Raw genomic sequence first — 20,165 nt, 5'->3', positions numbered from 1 at the left:
TTCTTATTTATTTTGCATTGAAAATTGAATTAAATCTATATTCTTTGACTTAAAGCCAGCCTCGCAATAAGACAAATAAAATTCCCACATTCTCTTGAATGTTAAGTCAAAACCTTGATTTTTAATTTGATCCCATTTTTTTAAAAACTCATTCCTCCATATTGCTAAAGTATTTGCATAATGATCTGCGTAAGAAACGTAAGAATTAATAGTTAATCCATTGTCAGAAACATAACGATTAATACTATTTTTATTTGGTAAAAAACCTCCTGGAAAAATGTATTTTTGAATGAAATCTTGCTTATTTTTATATCTATCAAATAGACTGTCATCTATTGTAATTGCTTGAATAGCAGCTTTTCCACCATTGGATAAATTATTTTTTATGGTTTTGAAATATCCTTCTAAATAATTTTGACCGACAGCTTCGATCATCTCTATTGAGGCTACTGAATTATATTTGCCTTTAAGATCCCTATAATCTTTTATTTCGATATTAACTTTTTCATTTAAACCACATTTAAAAATTCGCTCTTTTGTGTATTCAAATTGTTTTTTTGATATTGTTATACAATCAAGTTTAACATCATATTTTTTACCTAAATATTCCGCAAAGCCACCCCAACCACATCCAATCTCTAAAACTTTGTCACCATTATTTGGTTTGATAAGATCTATTAATTTTTGATATTTATTATTTTGAGCCTCAGAGAGATTTTTTGATTTATCGTCAAATATAGCACTAGAATAAGTTAATGTGTCATCTAACCAAAGTGAAAAAAAATCATTACCTAAATCATAATGTTTAGCAATATTTTCTTTGCTTCGATTTTTTGTATTTTTGATTATTTTGTTTTTAACAAAATTAATTATTGGAAAATCAAGAAGTCCTGAGAATTTATATATTACTTGAATATTTCTAGCAGTTAATTCAATTAGATTTGATAGATTATCAGTTTCAAATTCACCTCTCATATAACTTTCAGCAAAACCTATACTGCCACCTCTAATAAGATTGAAACAAAAATTTGGTTTCTTAATTTCAATGTTTGCTCTCAATTTTTCATCTGAATTTCCAAATTTTAAAATTTTCCCGTCAAAAGTTATTAATTCAAGATACCCATAATTGATATTATTAAGAAATTTAAAAACTATTTTATCTGCTGTTTTATCTAAAAACATTAATTCTCTACTGTTATATTATTTTTAATTTTTAACTTTTTTTTCACAAACTTAATTCCTTTAATCCACAATTTAAACGCTTCAAAATGTATCGCAGAAATTATTTTAAATGTCATTAAGGGGTGTTTTAGGTACGAATTCATTAAATTTTTACTTGTCAAATCAGATCTTTTGCCATCTTGGGATGCAAAAAGAATTTTTCCTTCTTGATCGTACTGATCTATTTTAACTGACAAATTCTCTCCTGGTTTTAATATCCTAAAAAAATAATTACAATTCATTTCAATAAACGGTGAAACATGAAATTTTTTTGAGCAATTATTTTGAATTAACTTATTTTCACTTTCTACTTTAAATATATAAGTGTGTTGTTCACCAAATGTATTTTTAACCTCATACAAAATAGAAATCAAATTTTCATTTCTGTTATATATAAAAAAAATACTCAGAGGATTAAAAACATAACCTAATATTCTAGGATAGCATAAAAGTTTAATTTTAATATTTTCAGTGCTTATGTTGTTATTTCTTAAATTCAACTTTACCCAATCTAGAAGAGATGAGCCGTCTCGTTCACCGTGGTCTTTCTCATGGAAACTAATTAAATTAAATTTATTAAACGAAAAAAATTTTAAGTTTTTGTTAAGCTCTTCGAGCTCTGAAAGATCAATAAATAAAGAGAATACTTTATACTTAAAGAAATGCTCTTTTGGCTTAAATCTTTTATGGATTACACTTCCATTATATATACAAGAATTAGTCATCTAGGTTTTGTAGCATTTCAATAGATGATTTTATTCCATCTTCATGAAATCCGTAACCAAAATAACTTCCACAAAAAAGTAAATCTTTTTTATTTTGTATTTTAACAAGCTCAGATTGAGCATCTAATGCTTTTTGATCATAATATGGGTGTGTAAACTTTACTTTTCTCAATATTTTATCTTCATCAATCTTAAAGTAAGGATTTAATGTTAAGAAAATATTTTTATCACACTTAAGGTTTTGTAATAAATTTAACCAATACGTAATTGAATTTTTCTCTAAATTATTATCATCTATTGAAGAGTTCCAAGAAGACCAGGCTTTTTTATTTTTTGGCATGGCTCGTATATCTGTATGAATATAAGCTATATTTTCTTTATAATTAAAATTTGAAAGAACATTTTTCTCATCGTCAGTAGGATTTTCGATTAATTTTAGAGCTTCATCTGCATGTGTTGCCAAAATAACCTTATCGTAATCAAAAAATTCACTTTCTCCACCATAATATAAATCTAGTCCTGATGTTTTTCTTTTTATTTTTGTGACTTTATAATTTTTATAATGTTCTCCACTTATTTGTGAAATTATTTTATTAACATAGGTTCTACTTCTATTAGTTACTGTGTACCATTGTGGTCTGTTTTTTAATTTAAACAAACCGTGATTTTGAAAAAATTTTAAAAAGAAATTTATTGGCATCTTGCTTGCCTCATAAGGAGGCATAGACCAAATTGCAGATACCATTGGTATTATATGATAATCGATAAACGTTTTGGATAATTTATTAATTTTTAAATATTCACCTAAAGTGATTTTTTCATTTAATGTACTGACTTTATCACTTTTTTTATAAAATTTTATTATATCGAAAAACATTTTTAAAAACTTAATATTAAATAAATTTGATTTACTAGAGAAAATTCCGCTTATTCCTTTTCCACAATATTCAAAATTTGTATTATCTACTGAAACTGAAAAAGACATATTGCTTTTTTCAATTTGAATATCATTTTCCTTAAAAAATTTAATTAAATTTGGATAAGTTTGAAAATTAAAAACAATAAAACCAATATCAACAGAAACTTTTTTTTCATCAAAAAACAAATCTATAGTATGAGAATGTCCACCAAAATGATCCTCTCTTTCAAAAAGATCTACATGATGTTTTTTAGATAAATAATAAGCAGCACTTAGTCCAGAAATACCTGACCCAACAACTGCAATTTTCATTAATTATTAAGCTGCATCTTCTTTAAACTCATCCATACTTGGACAAGTGCAAAAAATATTTTTATCTCCATATACATTGTCTACTCTTGCAACTGGAGGCCAAAATTTATTTGCTTTTAAGAATTTTGCTGGGTATGCAGCTTGCTCTCTTGAATATTTATGACTCCATTCATCTGAAGCTAACTCCATATCAGTATGCGGTGCATTTTTAATAGGGTTATCAACTTTATCAAACTTACCTGACTTGATCATATCTATTTCCGCTTTAATGCTAATCAAAGTGTCACAAAATCTATCCAGTTCAGATAAACTCTCACTCTCTGTTGGTTCAATCATCATTGTACCAGCAACTGGCCATGACATTGTTGGTGCATGAAATCCATAATCTATTAATCTTTTAGCTATATCTTCTTCTGTAATCCCTGTTTCGCTTTTAATTGATCTAATATCAATAATACATTCATGTGCTACATTTCCATTTGAGCCTTTATAAAGAATTGGATAATGATCTTTAAGTCTATGAGCAATATAATTTGCATTTAGGATTGCAATTTGTGTTGCAAGTTTTACACCCTCTGAACCCATCATCTTAATATACATCCAAGAAATTGATAAAATACTTGAGCTTCCCCAAGGAGCTGCTGAAACGGCACCTATTCCACTTGCAGGTCCACAATCTTTTACGACTGGATGATTAGGCAGATAAACTTGTAAATGTCTTTTACATGCGATAGGTCCCATTCCAGGTCCTCCTCCACCATGCGGAATACAAAATGTTTTATGCAAATTTATATGACAAACATCAGGACCAAAATTTCCTGGTTTTGCAACTCCAACAAGTGCGTTTAAGTTTGCTCCATCCATATAAACTTGACCACCATGTTCATGAATTACTTCACATATATCTTTAATTTTTTCTTCAAATACACCATGTGTTGAAGGATAAGTTACCATTAAAGCACCAAGATTCTCTGAATGCAATTCTGCTTTTTTCTTTAAATCTTCGAAGTCAACATTTCCCTCTTTATCACAGTCAACAACTACAACTTTCATTCCAACCATCTGTGCACTTGCTGGATTAGTTCCATGTGCTGAGCTTGGAATTAAACATATATTTCTATTTTCATCCCCTCTATCTAAATGGTATTTTCTTATTACCATTAAGCCTGCATACTCACCTTGAGCTCCTGCATTTGGCTGAAGTGAAACACCAGAAAAACCGGTAATAGATCTTAACCAATTTTTAAGATCTGTGAACATTTCTCTATATCCCTCCATCTGTTCGACAGGTACGAATGGGTGGGGCTCAGCCAATTCTCTCCACGAAATAGGTATCATTTCTGCAGTAGCATTTAATTTCATAGTGCATGAACCTAAAGCGATCATTGTTCTGTTAAGAGCTATATCCTTATCCTCTAACTTTTTAAGATATCTAAGCATTTCTGTCTCTGAATGATATAAATTAAAAACGGGGTGTTCCAAATATTTTGAAGTTCTTAATAAATTTTTTGGTAAATTTGGTAAGCTAACAGTAGGATCCTCTTTTTTAATTGATTCTGCTGCATTAAATATTTTTAGTAATTGATTTACTCTATAAACATTTTTTCTTTCATCGAACGAAACAGATAGCATTTCTGAATTTACTTTTCTAATATTAACTTTTTGGTCTAAAGCATTTTTGAAAATCTGATCAGTCTTTTCTTTGGTAATAATAGTTACAGTATCAAAAAAATAATCTGAGTATAATTCATATCCAGATTGTTTTATTTTATCTGCAAAATTTTTTGCTAGTTGAGATACTCTTTCAGAAATACTTTTAATTCCATCTGGTCCGTGATAAATGGCATATGCTGCTGAAACAATCGCTAGTAAGGCTTGAGCAGTACAAATATTACTTGTGGCTTTGTCTCTTCTAATGTGTTGCTCTCTAGTTTGTAATGACAATCTATAAGCTTTGTTTCCATGCCTATCCACTGAAACCCCAACAATTCTACCTGGCATAGATCGTTTGTATTCATCTTTTGTTGCAAAAAAGGCTGCATGAGGTCCTCCATAACCCATTGGAATTCCAAACCTTTGCGAGCTACCGACTGCAATATCAGCTCCAAGTTCTCTTGGCGTTTTAAGTTTTGCAAGTGCAAGGAGATCACAAACTAAAATTGCTTTTCCATTTTTTTTATGAATTTTACTTATTGCTTCACCAGGGTCCTTAATATCACCTAAAGTTCCTGGATATTGCAGAACTCCGCAAACAATATCTTCTTTTAGCTGCTCTAGAACTTTATCCTCGTTTCCAACAAGGACTTTAAGGCCCATTGGCTCTGCCCTAGTTTGAATAACATCAATTGTTTGTGGATGACAATTCTCTGAAACAAAAACTAAATTGCTATCACTTTTATTAAGTCTGTGACTTAGACCCATAGCTTCGGCAGCTGCTGTTCCTTCGTCAAGTAAAGACGCGTTTGCAATATCCATTCCTGTAAAATCAACAATCATTTGTTGAAAGTTTAGTAGCATCTCTAATCTACCTTGGGCTACTTCAGGCTGATAAGGTGTATATGATGTATACCATCCAGGATTTTCTAATATATTTCTTAAAATTACATATGGTGTGTAAGTTCCATAATAACCCATGCCTATAAAATTTGAGTAAATTTGATTTTTTTTTGAAATTGCTTTTAATTTTCTTAAAGCTTCATATTCTGAATTTGGTTCACCGATATTTAACTCACCTTTAAACTGAATTTTTTCTGGTATGGTACTATTAATAAATTCATCTAATGACTTAAAGTTAAGATCTTTAAGCATTTTTTCTTGGTCCTTTTCTGATGGACCTATGTGTCTTCTAATAAAATCTTTTTGTGAATTATGTAACATTAACTTGATGTCTCCTTTGCAAATTTATCATATTCATCTTTATTCATTAAAGTATCTAGCTCAGAAGAATCTTTAATTTTTAATTTAAAAAACCATGCACTACCTTCAGGGTCCTCATTAATTTTGGCAGGATCGTCCACTATAGACTGGTTGGTGTCTACCACTTCACCACTCACTGGAGTATAAACATCACTAGCTGCTTTTGTAGACTCTACAACCCCTGCAGTACCATCTTTTTCAACATTAGATCCCTTTTCAGGAAGTTCTGCAAAAACTATATCACCAAGCATTTCAGTTGCATGTTTTGTAATTCCTATTGTTGCTACATCTCCATCTACAGTAATCCACTCATGTTCTTTAGAAAATTTAACTTCACTCATTAATTTACTCCTTTCACATAATTTTTTTTATAAAATGGTAATGCACAAACATTTGCTGGATGTTTTTTTCCTCTTACCTCTAGTAAAATTTTAGTATCAACTTTTGAAAACTCTTTATCAACGTAACCCATCGCTATAGGACCATTTACACTTGGCCCAAACGTTCCACTAGTTATCTCACCAATTTGAGTATCCTTATTGTCAAATATTTTAGTTTTTTCTCTAGCAATCAATCTACCCTCTGGCTTAATACCTACTCTTATTTGGCTTGCACCATGTTGTATTTGGTTCATAATTTTTTTTGATCCAATAAAACCTCCATTTGATAATCTAGATTTTGAAATTGCCCATCTTAGGTTTGCTTCAACTGGTGTTTTATTAATATCTAGTTCATGACCATATAAACATAATCCTGCTTCCAATCTCAAGGTATCTCTTGCCCCAAGTCCTATAAGTTGTGCTCCTTTTTCTAATAAATTTTCTACAAATTTTTCAACTTTGTCGTTAGAAATCGAAATTTCAAATCCATCTTCCCCTGTATAACCTGATCTTGTGACAAATAATTTTTGATTATCAAAGTCAAACCAATTACCTGTCATAAAATTTAATTGATCCACCCCATTTATAATTGAGTTTAAAATTTCAACAGACTTAGGTCCTTGTATTGCTATCAAAGATCTATCATTGTCTAAATTCATTTTAAATTTTGTACCTAATATATTTGATAAAATCTTAAAATCTGTTTCTTTGCATGCAGCATTCAAAATAATTAAAAAACCTTGTTCAATTTTTGTAATAATCAAATCATCATAAATTCCAGCTTCATCATTCATTAAAAAACTATATTTAGAACAATTTAGTTTCAGGTTTTTTAAGTCTAATGGAAAGATTTTTTCAAGCTGTTCTGCTAAACTTTCATCACCATATATAAATAACTGACCCATATGAGATACATCGAATATCCCGGAGTGCGATCTAGTGAATTTGTGCTCCTCAATAATACCCTTGCTATATTGTATGGGCATCTCATATCCAGCAAATTCGACGAATTTAGCTTTATTGTCTTGGTGAAGCTTATTTAGAGATGTTTTTTTTATTTCCATATTAACTCTTTAGTACCCATCTGTATATTTGCCTGAGAGTTTTGCTCCTTCGGCGAGAACTTAATCTCTTTCCAGAGTTAATATGTTACGGTCCATTTTGCCTGAGAGATTCCTGGGCGGTTGCTCCTTCGGCGCTACAAAAGTAGTCTCTCCCGTATATATTATTCTTAACATAAAATTAGATTAACTTAAATGACTAAAGTGTCTGTTTTTTATTAATGAATCTGTCTAAAAATTGTATTACAACCGCTGAAATTACAATCAAACCTCCAATTAAAACAGATAAAGGAACATATTCATTAGCAAACATCCAAGCCCATAAAGGACCTAAAACAGCTTCCGTTAACATTATGATTCCCACGAAGGCAGATGGTGTTGATCTTGCCCCAATAGTTATCAAAATAAATCCAAAACCAAGTTGAAAAAAACCTGCTAAGAATCCAAAAAATATATCTTTAGCGGAAATTAAGATTGTGGGTGACATTAAAAAACCCACTATCATCGCAAAAATTCCAGCTACAAGTTGAAGTGGGATCATATCTACTTCAGGAAATTTTCTTACAATCAAGATTAAAACTGCAAATGAAATCGGCATTAAAAATGCAACGAGATTACCTGTCATCTGTCCTGGTGATATAGTACTTCCTAACATTAAAAAAATACCAGATATTGCAATCAAAATACAAAAAATAGTTAATTTAGAAACTTTTTCTTTTAAAAAAATATAACCAAATATTGCTAGAAATAAAGTTTGAGTTTGAATTATAAAATTAGTGTTAGCCACTGTTGTTTCATACATAGCAAATACATAGCTAACAAAACCAATTGATAATATTATTCCACCAATGACTCCTGGTAAACCTGAAATATAAAGAGCATTAAAAACTTTTCTCTTGTAGTTTAGTAAAAGAAATATACTTACAACAATTATAAAAAAAAAAGACCTCCAGAACAATATTTGCCAAAGTGTTGATCCCTCAAATGATTTAACAATTAAGCCTCCAAAACTTAAACTTACTGCTCCAAAAAAAACCAAAAGAGGTCCTGGTAAATTTTTGATAAAATTCATTAGATTTGCGAAATTAAATTTTGAGTTTCTAATTCATACAGTCTAAATAAATTTTCTGCACTAGTTAAATTTACCTCTTTAAATTTTATTTTAGAACCTGGCGTTAATTGAACCAATTTATCGTAATCTGCACTTATAACTACTCCTATCTTAGGATAACCACCAATTGTGCCATGATCAGATAGCATTATTATAGGGTTTCCATCAGCCGGAACCTGTATAACGCCTTTTATTAAACCCTCAGATTTTATATTGGTATCAACAATATTTTCTATTTTTGATCCCTCTAATCTCATTCCCATTCGATCAGATAATTTTGAAACTGTAAATTCTTTCTCAAAGAAAATTTTTTTTCCTTCCTCTGAAAAATAATCAAAATTAGTTCCTTTGATTACTCTAATTTTTTCAATCTTTGAATTTAAATAATCTAATTTTTTATTTATCAAATGTTCATTAATTTTTGAAATTTCAATTTCTTGATTTTTTTCTAATTTCCTACCATCATTAGCACCTATATTCGCTTTAGTATTGATTGAACAACTCGACCATTGATATTTTAATTTTAATTGAGCGCCAATTGCTAAATATCCATAAACAGATTTATTGGTAGAAATAATATCTAATTCATCACCATTTTCTAATACAATTGATTGATAGCATTTACCATTAATCTCATTTGAATTTTTATTAATTTTAAAATTCACATCTCCTGAAATAGCGATATTTATTTTTTTTCCAAAATATTTCAATAAAGGACCTTGATATGCAAATTCAATAATTGGAGCATCAAAATTATTTCCTACAAGTTTATTTGCTATTAAATAATTTCTTTTATCCATCGCCCCACTAAATGGAATACCGATATGATAAAGATTTTTTCGACCTTGATCTTGAAATGTTGTGTTTATTCCACCTCTGATGATTTGAAAATAATTCTTATTCATTATAATTTTGGAATTGATCTTTAGTAATATTTTTAAAAACAACAGTATCACCTGGATTTATCAAATTTGGATCTGTCTCTTTAGTTTTATCAAAAATGCTTAAAGGAGTATTACCAATAATGTTCCATCCACCAGGACTCTCAAAAGTATAGATATTCGCAAATTGCTCTGTTATTCCAACGGATCCCTTTGGAACTTTTACTCTAGGTGTTTCAAGTCGCTTCACTCTCATATTTATATCCAGATCACCTAAGAAAGGCATACCAGCTATAAATCCAGTCATATAACAAAAAAAATTTATTTTAAAAAAATTCTCATATATCTTTTCTCTATCTGTATTAAGTATTTTCTCTAATCTTTTTATATCTAATCCAAGACTTTCGTCACAACAAATAGGAATTTCTACTTTTTTACTTTTTAAATCTTCGTATGTATTGATATCAAAATTTTCAATTATCTTTTTTAAATTTTTATAATCAGTTTTTTTTAAATCAAATGATATTATCAATTTATTGTAAGACGGAGTTAAATTATTTATTCCTGGAATATTTTCCTCTTTGATACTTTTAAAATATTTAATCACTTCAGTATTGATTTCTTTATTAACTTCCCCTCCGAAATCACAATACAGAGCTGCGTCACCAAGATTTGATATATTTTTTATCATGCCATGTTATACTTAACTATTATAACTATGGAAATTAATATAAATTGTGATTTAGGTGAAAAATCAAAACACCACTCAAATAAATATGATCCTGATCTACTAAAAATTGTAAATTCAGCTAATGTTGCTTGTGGATATCATGCTGGTGATGAAGAAACCATGAGTCAAGTTATAGAAATTTCAAAAAAAAATGATGTAAGTATTGGAGCTCATCCATCTTTTAACGATCCAGAAAATTTTGGAAGAGAAAGAATGAATTTGTCATCTTCCGAAATTGAAAAGTTGATTATAGATCAATTTGAAATATTACAAAAAATTGCTTCCAAGCATGGTGAAAATGTATCCCATATTAAGCCTCATGGTGCACTGAATAATATGGCATGCGAGGATATAGAGTTAGCTACAACTTTAGCAAAAATCATTAAGTCAATTAGTAAAGATTTAATATATTTAGTTCCTACTGGATCAAAAATGCAACAAGCAGCAAAAAAATTAGATATGAAAATTGCATGTGAAATATTCGCTGATAGAAATTACGAAGATGATGGAAATTTAGTATCTCGAAAAAAACCTCATGCATTAATTACTGACCCAGAAATTGCAAAAAAACATGTTTTGACTATGGTAAAGAATCAGTCGCTTAATTGTCACAGTGGAAAGCAAATACCTTGTGAAATTGACTCTGTGTGCATACATGGAGATAATATAAGTTCCTTAGCTACTGCAAGATCAATTAAAAATAACTTGCTTAATAATGGACTTAAATTGACAAAATTAAATAAAATGGAAAAATTTTTAAAATGATAAAAAACTCAATTATTTCTTTCTTCTTTATAATACTTTTAATAAATAGCTCTTTTTCAGCCGGATCAAGTTCGTCAGGATCAGGCGATAGTGGATCCTCTAAAACTAGAACACAATATGATATGGCTCTCTCACATATAAAAGCAGCAAAAAAATTTGAAAAAAAAGATAAATTAGATAAAGCAAAAAAAAAATACCAGAAAGCTCAAAAATTATTAATTCAATCTAATAATAAATTTCCAAACAAAGCAGATACCTTAAATTATTTAGGTTTTACAACAAGGAAGCTTGGTGATTTTGAAAATGGAGAAAAGTATTACCTTCAAGGTTTAGCAATTGAACCTAATCATGTAGGTATAAATGAATACTTGGGAGAACTTTACGTAGCAACTAATAGACATAATCTTGCAGTCGAAAGGCTTGAGGTTTTAAAAGGTTGCAATTGCGAAGAGTATGATCAGCTTAAAGCAGTAATAGCTGGTGAAAAATCCAAATATTAAACATTTTAAAATATTTAATAAATATTTTTGACCATTTGTTCAGGCATCCATAAAGCTATTTCTGGAAAAATTACCACTAATATAACTGCTAGAACCATTAGTAAAAATAATGGAAATGCACTCTTTGCAATATATCCCATATCTTTTTTTGCCATACCTTGAAGTACAAATAAATTAAAACCCACAGGCGGAGTGATTTGTGCCATCTCAACAACAATGACTAAAAAAATACCAAACCAAATCATATCAAATCCTGCCTGTCTTATCATTGGTTCTATAATTGCCATTGTTAATACTACGGCAGATATACCATCAAGAAACATTCCTAAAATTATATAGAAAATCATTAACACAAAAATTAATACGTATGGAGATAAATCCATATTTTGAATCCATATTGCCAAATTTCTTGGTAAACCTGTGAAGCCCATAGCTAAAGATAAAAAAGTTGATCCAGCTAAGATGAAAGCGATCATGCAAGAAGTTTTTGTTGCACCTAACAAAGATGATTTGAACGTTTCTAAAGTTAAACTTTTTTGAAAATAAGATAAAATTAATGCACCAACAACTCCCAATGAAGCTGCTTCTGTAGCAGTTGCTATTCCTGTATAAATTGATCCTATTACAGCTAAAATTAATAATATAACTGGTAAAAGTTGTCTTGATCTTTTGACTTTTTCTAGAAATGAATATTCCTCCAAAATTTTTGGCATTTCTTTCTTATTTATTACAGACCAAATAATTACATATGACATAAATATTAAAGCAATCATTATGCCTGGTATAATTCCAGCAATAAACAATTTTGCTATGGATTCTTGAACTGCAACACCATAAATAATCAGAATAATTGATGGAGGTATCAATAGACCTAGTGTTCCTGAACCAGCTAAACTACCGAGTAAAATTTTTTCAGGATAATTTCTTTTTCTTAATTCAGGTATGGACATTTTACCAACCGTCGCAACTGTTGCTGCAGATGAGCCTGATATTGCTGCAAATAAAGCACATCCAACGACATTAACATGTATTAATCCTCCTGGTAATTTTTGCATCCATGGTGATAAACCTTTAAACAAATTTTCTGATAATTTAGTTCTGAATAATATCTCTCCCATCCATACAAATAATGGAAGTGCTGTCAAAGTCCATGACGACGATGTACCCCAAATTGTCGTTGCCATCGCATCACCAACTGGTCTTGATGTAAATAACATCATCCCAATAGCAGATACTCCGATCATGCTAAGAGCTACCCATATTCCTGAACCTAAGAAAAATAATAAAACACTAATAAAAAATATTGTTAAAAATACTTCTGCCATTTAATTCTTTTTAATTATTAAAATAAGCTGGTGAAGAACACTTATAAAAAATATTGTTGAACCAATTGCTACACTTGTTTGAGGTATCCAAATTAAGATTTCATCGGCACCTTCGCTTCTTTCTTGAAATTTGTATGAAATGATTAACATCTTTATGAAATAGAATGCTAGGTATCCTGAAAAAAAACTTGCTATAGCTAGACACCAAATTTCCATTATCCTTTTTTTAAATCCAGATAATTTTTCTAAAAAAAGAGTTATTCTAATATGACTACCTTCAACAAATGTATAAGCTAAAGCAAAAAAAGATGCTGAAGCCATACAATATCCAGAGTATTCAGCAAGTCCTCTAATATAAAAACCAAAAATTCTAGATGAAATACCTATTAGAATAAATATTGCTACAAATATTAAAAATATTGCAGCAATATAGCCAGAAATTTTATAAAGTTTATTTAGATTTCTATTTAAAGATTCAAACATATTGATTTAAGGCCACTTAAATAAAATAAGTGGCCTTAATGTTAAATTTGATTATTTATAAGCTGATAAAACAGCTGCACCTCTTGATCCAGCTTTATCAGACCATTCCTTAGCCATAGTCTGTCCAACTTTTTCAAAATGAGCTTGTAAAGAAGCATTTACCTTGCCTACAGTCATGCCAGCGTTGGCCAGTGCTTTTTTATCTCCAACATTTCCCTGTTTTGATAGTTGCCAACCTTTTCTTTCAGCTAATGCTGCTTGACTCATAACTAAATCTTGAGTTGCCTTATCTAGTTTATTCCATGCATCTTTATTTACAATTACCATATTCTTTGGAAACCAAGCTGCGATATCATAAAAATATTTTACACCGTTTTCCCAAATCTTAGAATTTTTTCCAGTTGTGGGTGATGTAATCATACTTTCAACAGCCCCTGTTGAAAAAGCTTGGCTAATTTCTGCAGCTTCTATTTTGGTTGGAGCCATTCCTGTTAATTCAGCTATTCTAATTGTTGCTGAATTATAAGCTCTAAACTTTAAACCTTTAAGATCATCAACAGAATTAATTTCTTTTTTACTGTACAAACCTTGTGCAGGCCATGGGACTGCATAAAGAAAAACTAAACCTTTTTCATCCAATCCCTTAATAATTTCATTCTTAGATGCTTTGTATAATTTCATAGCATCTGAGTAAGATGTTGCTAAGAATGGTTGAGAGTCTACTTCTAATAATGGATCTTCTTTTCCTAAAGCAGACATAAATCTTTCACCTATTTGAGCTTGACCAGTTCTTACAGCTCTAAAGATTTCTCCACCTTTAAATAATGAACCACCAGGGTGAGTAACAATAGTTAGTTTACCACCACTTTTTTCAGTTACATTTTTTGCAAATTCAGCTGCGTTAGCAGAATGAAAATTCCCAGCTCCATAAGCAAGAGCCATGTCCCATTTTTCTGCAATAGCAACGTTAATTGACAAAATAAATGAAACTAAAACGCTTATAAAATATTTCATGAACTTCATTTGTCCTCCATTTTTTTTTAATCTTATTTCATAATGTATTAAATAATTTATCAATAAAAAAATTATACTACTTTTAATTGAATTATTTTGAATATCGAATATTATGTTTCTACTTTGTTACAAGAATTACTTATATTAGCTCAAATTATTTTTATTACGATAATTTTAACAGCAGATAATGCAATAATTATTGGTGTAATCTCAGCAAATTTTATTCCAAAAAATAAAAAACAAATAATTTATTGGGGTGTTGCTGGTGCTTTAATTTTTAAAATTATATTTGCTCTTTTTGCTACATATTTATTTAAATTCTACTTTATAAAAATATTAGGTGGTTTACTTTTAATTTGGATTGTAAATGATTTAAGAAAAGACCTCTTTGAAATTAAAAAGATAAAATCACCTACCAAAAAATCTAAAGAACCATCTTTTATACAAAGTGTATATAAAGTTTTGTTAGCAGACATAATGATTAGTTTTGACAATGTGATTGGAGTAGTTGGTGCAGCTAAAGGAAATTTTGGTTTTATGATCTTTGGACTAGTACTTTCAGTCATTCTAACAGGAGCTTTGGCTACATATCTTGCAAACTACATCCAAAAACACTTGTGGATAGCTTATGTTGGTCTAGTTTTTATCTTATTAGTAGCGCTACAACTTGTGATTGGAGGATTAGTGGACCTCGATATATTGTCAATTAATCAAGAGTTTAGAAAGTATTTTTAATAGCTCAGAAATAGCCCAATAAATAGGATAAATTGCTTGTTGAATCTTCTTATAAATGAGATTTAATTTGGTTTTTATAAATTGTTAACAATCAATGAGGAAAATAATGAAAAAAATATTTATTGCTGCATTTATGTTTGTGTTTACTTTTACTTCAAATGTATCTGCGGATGGACACGGGATTAAAATGGGAGTTATTTTAGGATTTACTGGCCCAATTGAATCTCTAACACCGGCAATGGCTGCATCGGCTGAACTTGCTTTTAAAGAAGCATCAGACTCTGGTTCACTGCTTGGTGGAAAAAAAATTGAAGTGATAAGAGCAGATTCTACATGTGTTGACTCTGCTGCTGCTACTGCTGCAGCTGAAGGAATTATTTCTCAAGGAGTAGCTGCAATTATGGGTGCTGACTGTTCAGGAGTAACAGGTGCAATAGCATCTAATGTGGCTGTTCCAAATGGTGTTGTAATGATTTCACCATCTGCAACATCTCCAGGCTTAACTACTTTAGATGATAAAGGTTATTTCTTCAGAACAGCTCCATCTGATGCTAGAGGAGGTCAAATTTTAGCTGATATTACTAAAGATAGAAAAATAAAGAGTGTTGCGATTAGTTATACTAATAACGATTATGGTAAAGGACTGGCTGATGTATACGAAGCTGCAGTTAAAGCACACGGTATCAAAGTAACAACTGTTGCTGCACACGAAGATGGGAAGGCTGATTACTCTTCAGAAGTTGCAACTTTGGCTTCAGCAGGAGGTGATGCAGTTGCTGTTATTGGGTACCTTGACCAAGGTGGTAAAGGAATAATTCAAGCATCTTTAGACTCTGGCGCTTTTGATACATTTATTTTGTCTGATGGAATGATTGGGCAATCACTTGTTGATGCGTTTGGAAAAGATTTGAAAAAATCTTTTGGATCAATGCCTGGATCAACTGGAAAAGGCTCTGGGGTTTTTGCAGGAGTAGCAAAAGCTGCTGGAATTGATAGTTCTGGTCCTTACACAGGAGAGTCATATGATGCTGCTGCTTTAATTGTTTTAGCGATGCAAGCAGGCGGTTCAGCTGATAGAGCATCTATCGCAAAAAATGTAATGGATGTAGCTAATGGCCCCGGAACAAAAATTTATCCTGGTGAACTTAAAAAAGGTTTAGATTTATTAGCTAAAGGTAAGAAAGTTGATTATGAAGGTGCAACTGGAGTTACCTTTACTAGCGTCGGCGAAGCTGAAGGTTCTTTCTTAGAACAAGAAATTAAAGGCGGAAAATTTAAAACTAAAAAACAAAGATAATTTATCTTAAAATTTAAACCCCCAGCATAAATTTGTTGGGGGTTTTTTTCTAAAAAAATAAATATTTATCAGCCATATATAAAGCCCAAGCTATTGCAGCTCCTGTAATAATATATTTCATAATTTTATTTTATTTCTATTTTTTCTGGAAGTATACCTTTTGGTCTATATCTCATTATTATTAAAAGACCTACTCCCATCATTAAAAATCTAAAATATGGCACACTTTCAATTAAGTGTACTTTTAGAAAATGAGTATCATCTAATCCAGCAGTAGTTAAATTAATTAGGTAAAGCCCAATTGGAGCAGCCTCAATCCATAAAAACCAAACTACAAAACCTCCTAGGATTGCACCAAAATTATTTCCACTTCCGCCAATAATAACCATTACCCAAATCAAAAAAGTATATCTCAAAGGTCTGTAACTTCCTGGGGTAAATAATCCATCTTGCGTGACTAACATTGCTCCAGCAATTCCAACTATAGCTGACCCTAAAACAAAAATTAATAAATGTTGTTTAACTACATTTTTACCCATAGCATTTGCTGCTTCCTCATTATCTCTAATAGCTCTCATCATTCTTCCCCAAGGAGAATAAAGAGCTTTTTGAGTTAAGATTAATAAGATAATAACTACAGCTACAAATAATCCAGAGTAACAAAGTTTTACAAAAATCGAAGATCCTTCAATAACAAATTGATTTAAAGTTGCTTGTCTTTCAGTTAAATCAGTAATTATACTTAATTTATTTGAGTTAAATTTTTCAACTAGATTTATAAACCAATCTGTTTGTTGTAAATCTACTTCATAAGGTGCAGGTCTTTTTAATCCAATTACATTTTTAACACCTCTTGTTAACCAATCCTCATGTTTTATAATTGCAATAACAATTTCTGATATTAGTAAAGTTGCTATAGCTAGATAATCAGCTCTTAATCCTAAGGCTACTTTTCCAATTACAAAAGCCAATCCACCTGCAAAAAAAGCTCCAACAACCCAAGAAAAAATAATTGGAAGACCTAATCCACCAAGAAAACCAGTTTTTGCTGGCTCTACATTTTCAATTGCCTCAATTCCAGGTTCTGAAATAAATCTTATGACAACAATTCCCAAAATTATGATAGCAGCTACAATGTAAGTTCTGTTTTTCGATTTCTTATAATTTTTTAAAATATATCTAACAGCCAATACCATCGCTATTATAAGAAAAAGACTAAATAAAATATTAGATCCACCTGCGCTCCAAGCTTCTTGAACTGGATCTACTGAAATTAAAACAGCTGCCAAACCACCTAAAGCTGTAAAACCCATTATCCCAAAGTTAATAAGACCAGCATATCCCCATTGAATATTAGCACCCATTGTCATCACTGCTGAAATAAGACAAAGATTAAATATTGATAGAGCAATGTTCCAAGACTGAAATATACCTACAAGGATAATTAACCCCATCATTATACTGTATGCAGCAATGACGTTTAAATTTTTTCTCACAACACCTTCCCTTTAAATATACCTGATGGACGATAGAGTAATACAATGACCAATATTGAAAAAGATACTGCAAATTTATAATCTGTAGAAAGCAATTGAATTAAGCCATCCGGCTCCATACTTTCAGGTAAAACATACATGAAAAATTTTCTATAAGCGTAAGTTAACAATATCTCAGAAAAAGCAATCACATATCCTCCGAGAAAGGCTCCAAATGGATTGCCAATACCGCCCACTATAGCTGCTGCAAATATTGGCAGCATATTATTAAAGTAGGTAAATGGTTTGAAACTTTTATCCAAACCATATAAAGCACCACTAATTGTAGCAAGGATCCCTGCTATGATCCAAGTTGTCATAACAATTTTTTTTGGATCGATACCTGATAACAATGCTAAATCTTCGTTATCAGAATACGCTCTCATACTTTTTCCTGTCTTAGTTTTATTCAAAAACCAAAACAAAGTTGAAACTAAAATCAATGTAACAATAATTGTAATAACTTGAGTAGATTTTATCGCAAGACCTTCATTTAATCCTGTCATTTCTTTAAATTCACCTGCTTTAATCAAAAATTTCTCTCCATCAAAAAATCTTCTATCAGAGGGACCAATAATTATACGAACCACTGCTTGAGTAACAAACATTACTCCAATGCTCACCATCGCTAATTGTACAGGGGGACTCTTTTTTGTTCGGTAATATTTAAAGACAAATTTATCTATTATTAACATGTAACCAACCATAAAAATAATAGCAAAAGGAATTGCTAAAAGAGCTGTGGGAAAAACTCCAAGACTAATTCCAAGAGACTGAAAATACCAAGTGAATAGGATTACAAACATTGTTCCAAAAGACATCATGTCTCCTGTAGCAAAGTTCGCAAATCTTAAAATTCCATAAATTAAAGTTACAAAAATTGCACCAAGTGCTAATTGGGATCCATATGCTAAAGCTGGAACGAAAATGTAGTTTAATAAAAGTATAATTGCGTTTACAAAGTCCATATTAACCACCTAGAAAAGAGCTTCTTACTCTTGGATCTTCTAATAATTCTTTTCCAGTACCAGAATGCCGGTTCTCACCCGTTACCAAAACATAGCCTCTATCAGAAATACTTAATGCTTGTTTAGCATTTTGTTCAACCATTAAAATTGCTACATTAGTTCTTTTTACTTTTACGATATGATCAAATAACTCATCCATCACTATGGGTGAGACACCAGCTGTAGGTTCATCTAACATGAGAACGGATGGTTTTATCATTAAAGCTCTTCCAAGTGCTACTTGTTGTCTTTGTCCCCCTGACAGTTCACCAACTAGTTGACCTCTCTTTTCTCTTAGAATAGGAAATAATTCATAAATTTCATCTATTACTGACTTATATTCATTATTAATTAAAAAGGCTCCCATTTCTAAATTTTCTTCAACCGTCATACCTGCAAATACATTCTTTGTCTGTGGTACAAATGAAATTCCCTCTTTTACTCTATCTTGAGGTGAAAGATTTGAAATATCTTTTCCATTAATAATTACTGATCCTGATTTTAAATTTATTAAACCCAACATTGCTTTCATTGCTGTAGACTTTCCAGCACCATTAGGTCCAAGAATTGAGACTATTTCTCCTCTTTCAACATTCACTGAACATGAATTGATTATATCTGGACCACCTCCATATCCACCTGTCATATTATTACCTTCAAAAAATGCCATTATTAATTGTTCTTTAATTTTGAACCTCTGCCCAAATAACTTTCAATAACTTTTTCATTCTTTTTTGCATCCTCAACCGAACCTTCAAAAAGTACTGATCCTTCTGCCATAACAATAACTGGATCACATAATCTTCCTATGAAATCCATATCATGCTCAATCATGCAAAAAGTATAACCTTTTTCTTTATTTAGTTTTTCTATGGCTGATCCAAGATCTTTTAGCAAAGTTCTATTAACTCCTGCCCCTACCTCATCTAACAAGACTAATTTGGCATCAACCATCATTGTTCGGCCTAATTCTAATAATTTTTTTTGACCTCCAGATAAATTCCCAGCTAATTCATTTTTCAAATGACTTAAATTTAGGAAATCAACAACTTCTAAAGCTTTTTCTTTTATTTGTTCTTCTTCCTTTGCTACCAAAGAAGGTTTTAATAAAGCGTCAATTAGTTTTTCTCCAGATTGATTACCTGGAACCATCATCAAATTTTCTAAAACAGATAAATTTGTAAATTCGTGCGCTATTTGAAATGTTCTCAACAATCCTTTTGAAAATAATTCATAAGAAGGCGCGTC

General features: G+C 30.6%; 20 protein-coding genes and 1 riboswitch. Of the genes, 4 read left to right on the top strand and 16 right to left on the bottom strand.

Translation table 11 applies throughout. The features are described 5' to 3' along the window. Positions 1–3 precede the first annotated feature (3 nt). The 9 genes from AMN70_RS00515 to AMN70_RS00475 form a co-directional block, all read right to left on the bottom strand. The gene (locus AMN70_RS00515; protein WP_075501013.1) at positions 4–1,182 is read right to left on the bottom strand and encodes an SAM-dependent methyltransferase; all 1,179 of its coding nucleotides are present in this window, start codon (positions 1,180–1,182) and stop codon (positions 4–6) included. Then, entirely contained in the window at positions 1,182–1,946 is a 765-nt protein-coding gene (locus AMN70_RS00510; protein WP_075501011.1) for a DUF1365 domain-containing protein, read from the bottom strand. The genes AMN70_RS00515 and AMN70_RS00510 overlap by 1 nt, the downstream gene beginning before the upstream one ends. Continuing rightward, positions 1,939–3,177 carry an NAD(P)/FAD-dependent oxidoreductase gene (locus AMN70_RS00505; protein ID WP_075501009.1) on the bottom strand — a complete coding sequence of 413 codons (1,239 nt, stop codon included), beginning with the start codon at positions 3,175–3,177 and terminating at the stop codon, positions 1,939–1,941. The genes AMN70_RS00510 and AMN70_RS00505 overlap by 8 nt, the downstream gene beginning before the upstream one ends. A gap of 6 nt (positions 3,178–3,183) precedes the next feature. Continuing rightward, positions 3,184–6,054: an aminomethyl-transferring glycine dehydrogenase gene (gcvP, locus tag AMN70_RS00500; protein WP_075501007.1), complete on the bottom strand. Its 2,871-nt coding sequence runs from the start codon at positions 6,052–6,054 to the stop codon at positions 3,184–3,186. Beyond that, complete coding sequence (gene gcvH / locus AMN70_RS00495; RefSeq protein WP_075501005.1) at positions 6,054–6,434, bottom strand: glycine cleavage system protein GcvH; 381 nt, start codon at positions 6,432–6,434, stop codon at positions 6,054–6,056. The genes gcvP and gcvH overlap by 1 nt, the downstream gene beginning before the upstream one ends. Continuing rightward, entirely contained in the window at positions 6,434–7,537 is a 1,104-nt protein-coding gene (gene gcvT / locus AMN70_RS00490) for a glycine cleavage system aminomethyltransferase GcvT (RefSeq protein WP_075501003.1), read from the bottom strand. The genes gcvH and gcvT overlap by 1 nt, the downstream gene beginning before the upstream one ends. A 78-nt stretch (positions 7,538–7,615) precedes the next feature. Beyond that, a riboswitch (glycine riboswitch) is annotated at positions 7,616–7,702 on the bottom strand. 31 nt (positions 7,703–7,733) lie between these two features. Then, positions 7,734–8,606, bottom strand: a complete 873-nt coding sequence (locus AMN70_RS00485; protein ID WP_075501001.1) for a DMT family transporter — start codon at positions 8,604–8,606, stop codon at positions 7,734–7,736. Beyond that, positions 8,606–9,550 (bottom strand): 5-oxoprolinase subunit C family protein, encoded by a 945-nt coding sequence (locus AMN70_RS00480; RefSeq protein ID WP_075500999.1) that lies wholly within the window; start codon positions 9,548–9,550, stop codon positions 8,606–8,608. The genes AMN70_RS00485 and AMN70_RS00480 overlap by 1 nt, the downstream gene beginning before the upstream one ends. Next, a complete protein-coding gene (locus AMN70_RS00475) occupies positions 9,543–10,217 on the bottom strand; it encodes a 5-oxoprolinase subunit B family protein (protein WP_075500997.1) in 675 nt (224 codons plus the stop codon). The genes AMN70_RS00480 and AMN70_RS00475 overlap by 8 nt, the downstream gene beginning before the upstream one ends. Positions 10,218–10,244: 27 nt before the next feature. Here AMN70_RS00475 and AMN70_RS00470 point away from each other — a divergent pair, with 27 nt between their 5' ends. After that, positions 10,245–11,021 (top strand): 5-oxoprolinase subunit PxpA, encoded by a 777-nt coding sequence (locus tag AMN70_RS00470; protein ID WP_179850359.1) that lies wholly within the window; start codon positions 10,245–10,247, stop codon positions 11,019–11,021. Then, positions 11,018–11,521 carry a tetratricopeptide repeat protein gene (locus AMN70_RS00465; protein ID WP_102133131.1) on the top strand — a complete coding sequence of 168 codons (504 nt, stop codon included), beginning with the start codon at positions 11,018–11,020 and terminating at the stop codon, positions 11,519–11,521. The genes AMN70_RS00470 and AMN70_RS00465 overlap by 4 nt, the downstream gene beginning before the upstream one ends. Positions 11,522–11,535: 14 nt before the next feature. Here AMN70_RS00465 and AMN70_RS00460 read toward each other — a convergent pair whose 3' ends face one another. From AMN70_RS00460 to AMN70_RS00450, 3 genes are read right to left on the bottom strand one after another with little or no spacing between them, the layout of a single operon-like run. Then, positions 11,536–12,846 (bottom strand): TRAP transporter large permease, encoded by a 1,311-nt coding sequence (locus AMN70_RS00460; protein WP_075500993.1) that lies wholly within the window; start codon positions 12,844–12,846, stop codon positions 11,536–11,538. Further along, entirely contained in the window at positions 12,847–13,329 is a 483-nt protein-coding gene (locus AMN70_RS00455) for a TRAP transporter small permease (RefSeq protein WP_075500991.1), read from the bottom strand. A gap of 51 nt (positions 13,330–13,380) precedes the next feature. Next, entirely contained in the window at positions 13,381–14,406 is a 1,026-nt protein-coding gene (locus AMN70_RS00450; RefSeq protein WP_256998010.1) for a TRAP transporter substrate-binding protein, read from the bottom strand. Between the two features lie 33 nt (positions 14,407–14,439). Here AMN70_RS00450 and AMN70_RS00445 point away from each other — a divergent pair, with 33 nt between their 5' ends. Both AMN70_RS00445 and AMN70_RS00440 read left to right on the top strand, forming a co-directional pair. Next, on the top strand, positions 14,440–15,078 hold the full coding sequence (locus AMN70_RS00445; protein ID WP_256998009.1) for a YjbE family putative metal transport protein: 639 nt from the start codon (positions 14,440–14,442) through the stop codon (positions 15,076–15,078). 106 nt (positions 15,079–15,184) lie between these two features. After that, entirely contained in the window at positions 15,185–16,375 is a 1,191-nt protein-coding gene (locus tag AMN70_RS00440; RefSeq protein WP_075500987.1) for an ABC transporter substrate-binding protein, read from the top strand. A gap of 125 nt (positions 16,376–16,500) precedes the next feature. Here AMN70_RS00440 and AMN70_RS00435 read toward each other — a convergent pair whose 3' ends face one another. The 4 genes from AMN70_RS00435 to AMN70_RS00420 all read right to left on the bottom strand — a co-directional run. Next, on the bottom strand, positions 16,501–17,832 hold the full coding sequence (locus AMN70_RS00435; RefSeq protein ID WP_075500985.1) for a branched-chain amino acid ABC transporter permease: 1,332 nt from the start codon (positions 17,830–17,832) through the stop codon (positions 16,501–16,503). A 35-nt stretch (positions 17,833–17,867) separates the two neighbouring features. Then, positions 17,868–18,878, bottom strand: a complete 1,011-nt coding sequence (locus AMN70_RS00430; protein ID WP_075500983.1) for a branched-chain amino acid ABC transporter permease — start codon at positions 18,876–18,878, stop codon at positions 17,868–17,870. Position 18,879: 1 nt separating this feature from the next. After that, the gene (locus tag AMN70_RS00425) at positions 18,880–19,587 is read right to left on the bottom strand and encodes an ABC transporter ATP-binding protein (RefSeq protein WP_075500981.1); all 708 of its coding nucleotides are present in this window, start codon (positions 19,585–19,587) and stop codon (positions 18,880–18,882) included. 2 nt (positions 19,588–19,589) lie between these two features. Further along, positions 19,590–20,165: ABC transporter ATP-binding protein (locus AMN70_RS00420; protein ID WP_075500979.1), on the bottom strand; the 576-nt coding region annotated here is incomplete at its 5' end.

It is taken from the genome of Candidatus Pelagibacter communis, from assembly GCF_001179925.1.
Classification (GTDB): Bacteria; Pseudomonadota; Alphaproteobacteria; order Pelagibacterales; family Pelagibacteraceae; genus Pelagibacter; species Pelagibacter ubique_E.
This window is presented reverse-complemented; position numbering and strand designations above follow the sequence as displayed.

Bases quoted from the DNA above. Each gene is read 5' to 3' on its own strand.
- AMN70_RS00515 (WP_075501013.1), bottom strand. From the start codon at position 1,182: ATGTTTTTAGATAAAACAGCAGATAAAATAGTTTTTAAATTTCTTAAT.
- AMN70_RS00510 (WP_075501011.1), bottom strand. From the start codon at position 1,946: ATGACTAATTCTTGTATATATAATGGAAGTGTAATCCATAAAAGATTT.
- AMN70_RS00505 (WP_075501009.1), bottom strand. From the start codon at position 3,177: ATGAAAATTGCAGTTGTTGGGTCAGGTATTTCTGGACTAAGTGCTGCT.
- gcvP (WP_075501007.1), bottom strand. From the start codon at position 6,054: ATGTTACATAATTCACAAAAAGATTTTATTAGAAGACACATAGGTCCA.
- gcvH (WP_075501005.1), bottom strand. From the start codon at position 6,434: ATGAGTGAAGTTAAATTTTCTAAAGAACATGAGTGGATTACTGTAGAT.
- gcvT (WP_075501003.1), bottom strand. From the start codon at position 7,537: ATGGAAATAAAAAAAACATCTCTAAATAAGCTTCACCAAGACAATAAA.
- AMN70_RS00485 (WP_075501001.1), bottom strand. From the start codon at position 8,606: ATGAATTTTATCAAAAATTTACCAGGACCTCTTTTGGTTTTTTTTGGA.
- AMN70_RS00480 (WP_075500999.1), bottom strand. From the start codon at position 9,550: ATGAATAAGAATTATTTTCAAATCATCAGAGGTGGAATAAACACAACA.
- AMN70_RS00475 (WP_075500997.1), bottom strand. From the start codon at position 10,217: ATGATAAAAAATATATCAAATCTTGGTGACGCAGCTCTGTATTGTGAT.
- AMN70_RS00470 (WP_179850359.1), top strand. From the start codon at position 10,245: ATGGAAATTAATATAAATTGTGATTTAGGTGAAAAATCAAAACACCAC.
- AMN70_RS00465 (WP_102133131.1), top strand. From the start codon at position 11,018: ATGATAAAAAACTCAATTATTTCTTTCTTCTTTATAATACTTTTAATA.
- AMN70_RS00460 (WP_075500993.1), bottom strand. From the start codon at position 12,846: ATGGCAGAAGTATTTTTAACAATATTTTTTATTAGTGTTTTATTATTT.
- AMN70_RS00455 (WP_075500991.1), bottom strand. From the start codon at position 13,329: ATGTTTGAATCTTTAAATAGAAATCTAAATAAACTTTATAAAATTTCT.
- AMN70_RS00440 (WP_075500987.1), top strand. From the start codon at position 15,185: ATGAAAAAAATATTTATTGCTGCATTTATGTTTGTGTTTACTTTTACT.
- AMN70_RS00435 (WP_075500985.1), bottom strand. From the start codon at position 17,832: ATGATGGGGTTAATTATCCTTGTAGGTATATTTCAGTCTTGGAACATT.
- AMN70_RS00430 (WP_075500983.1), bottom strand. From the start codon at position 18,878: ATGGACTTTGTAAACGCAATTATACTTTTATTAAACTACATTTTCGTT.
- AMN70_RS00425 (WP_075500981.1), bottom strand. From the start codon at position 19,587: ATGGCATTTTTTGAAGGTAATAATATGACAGGTGGATATGGAGGTGGT.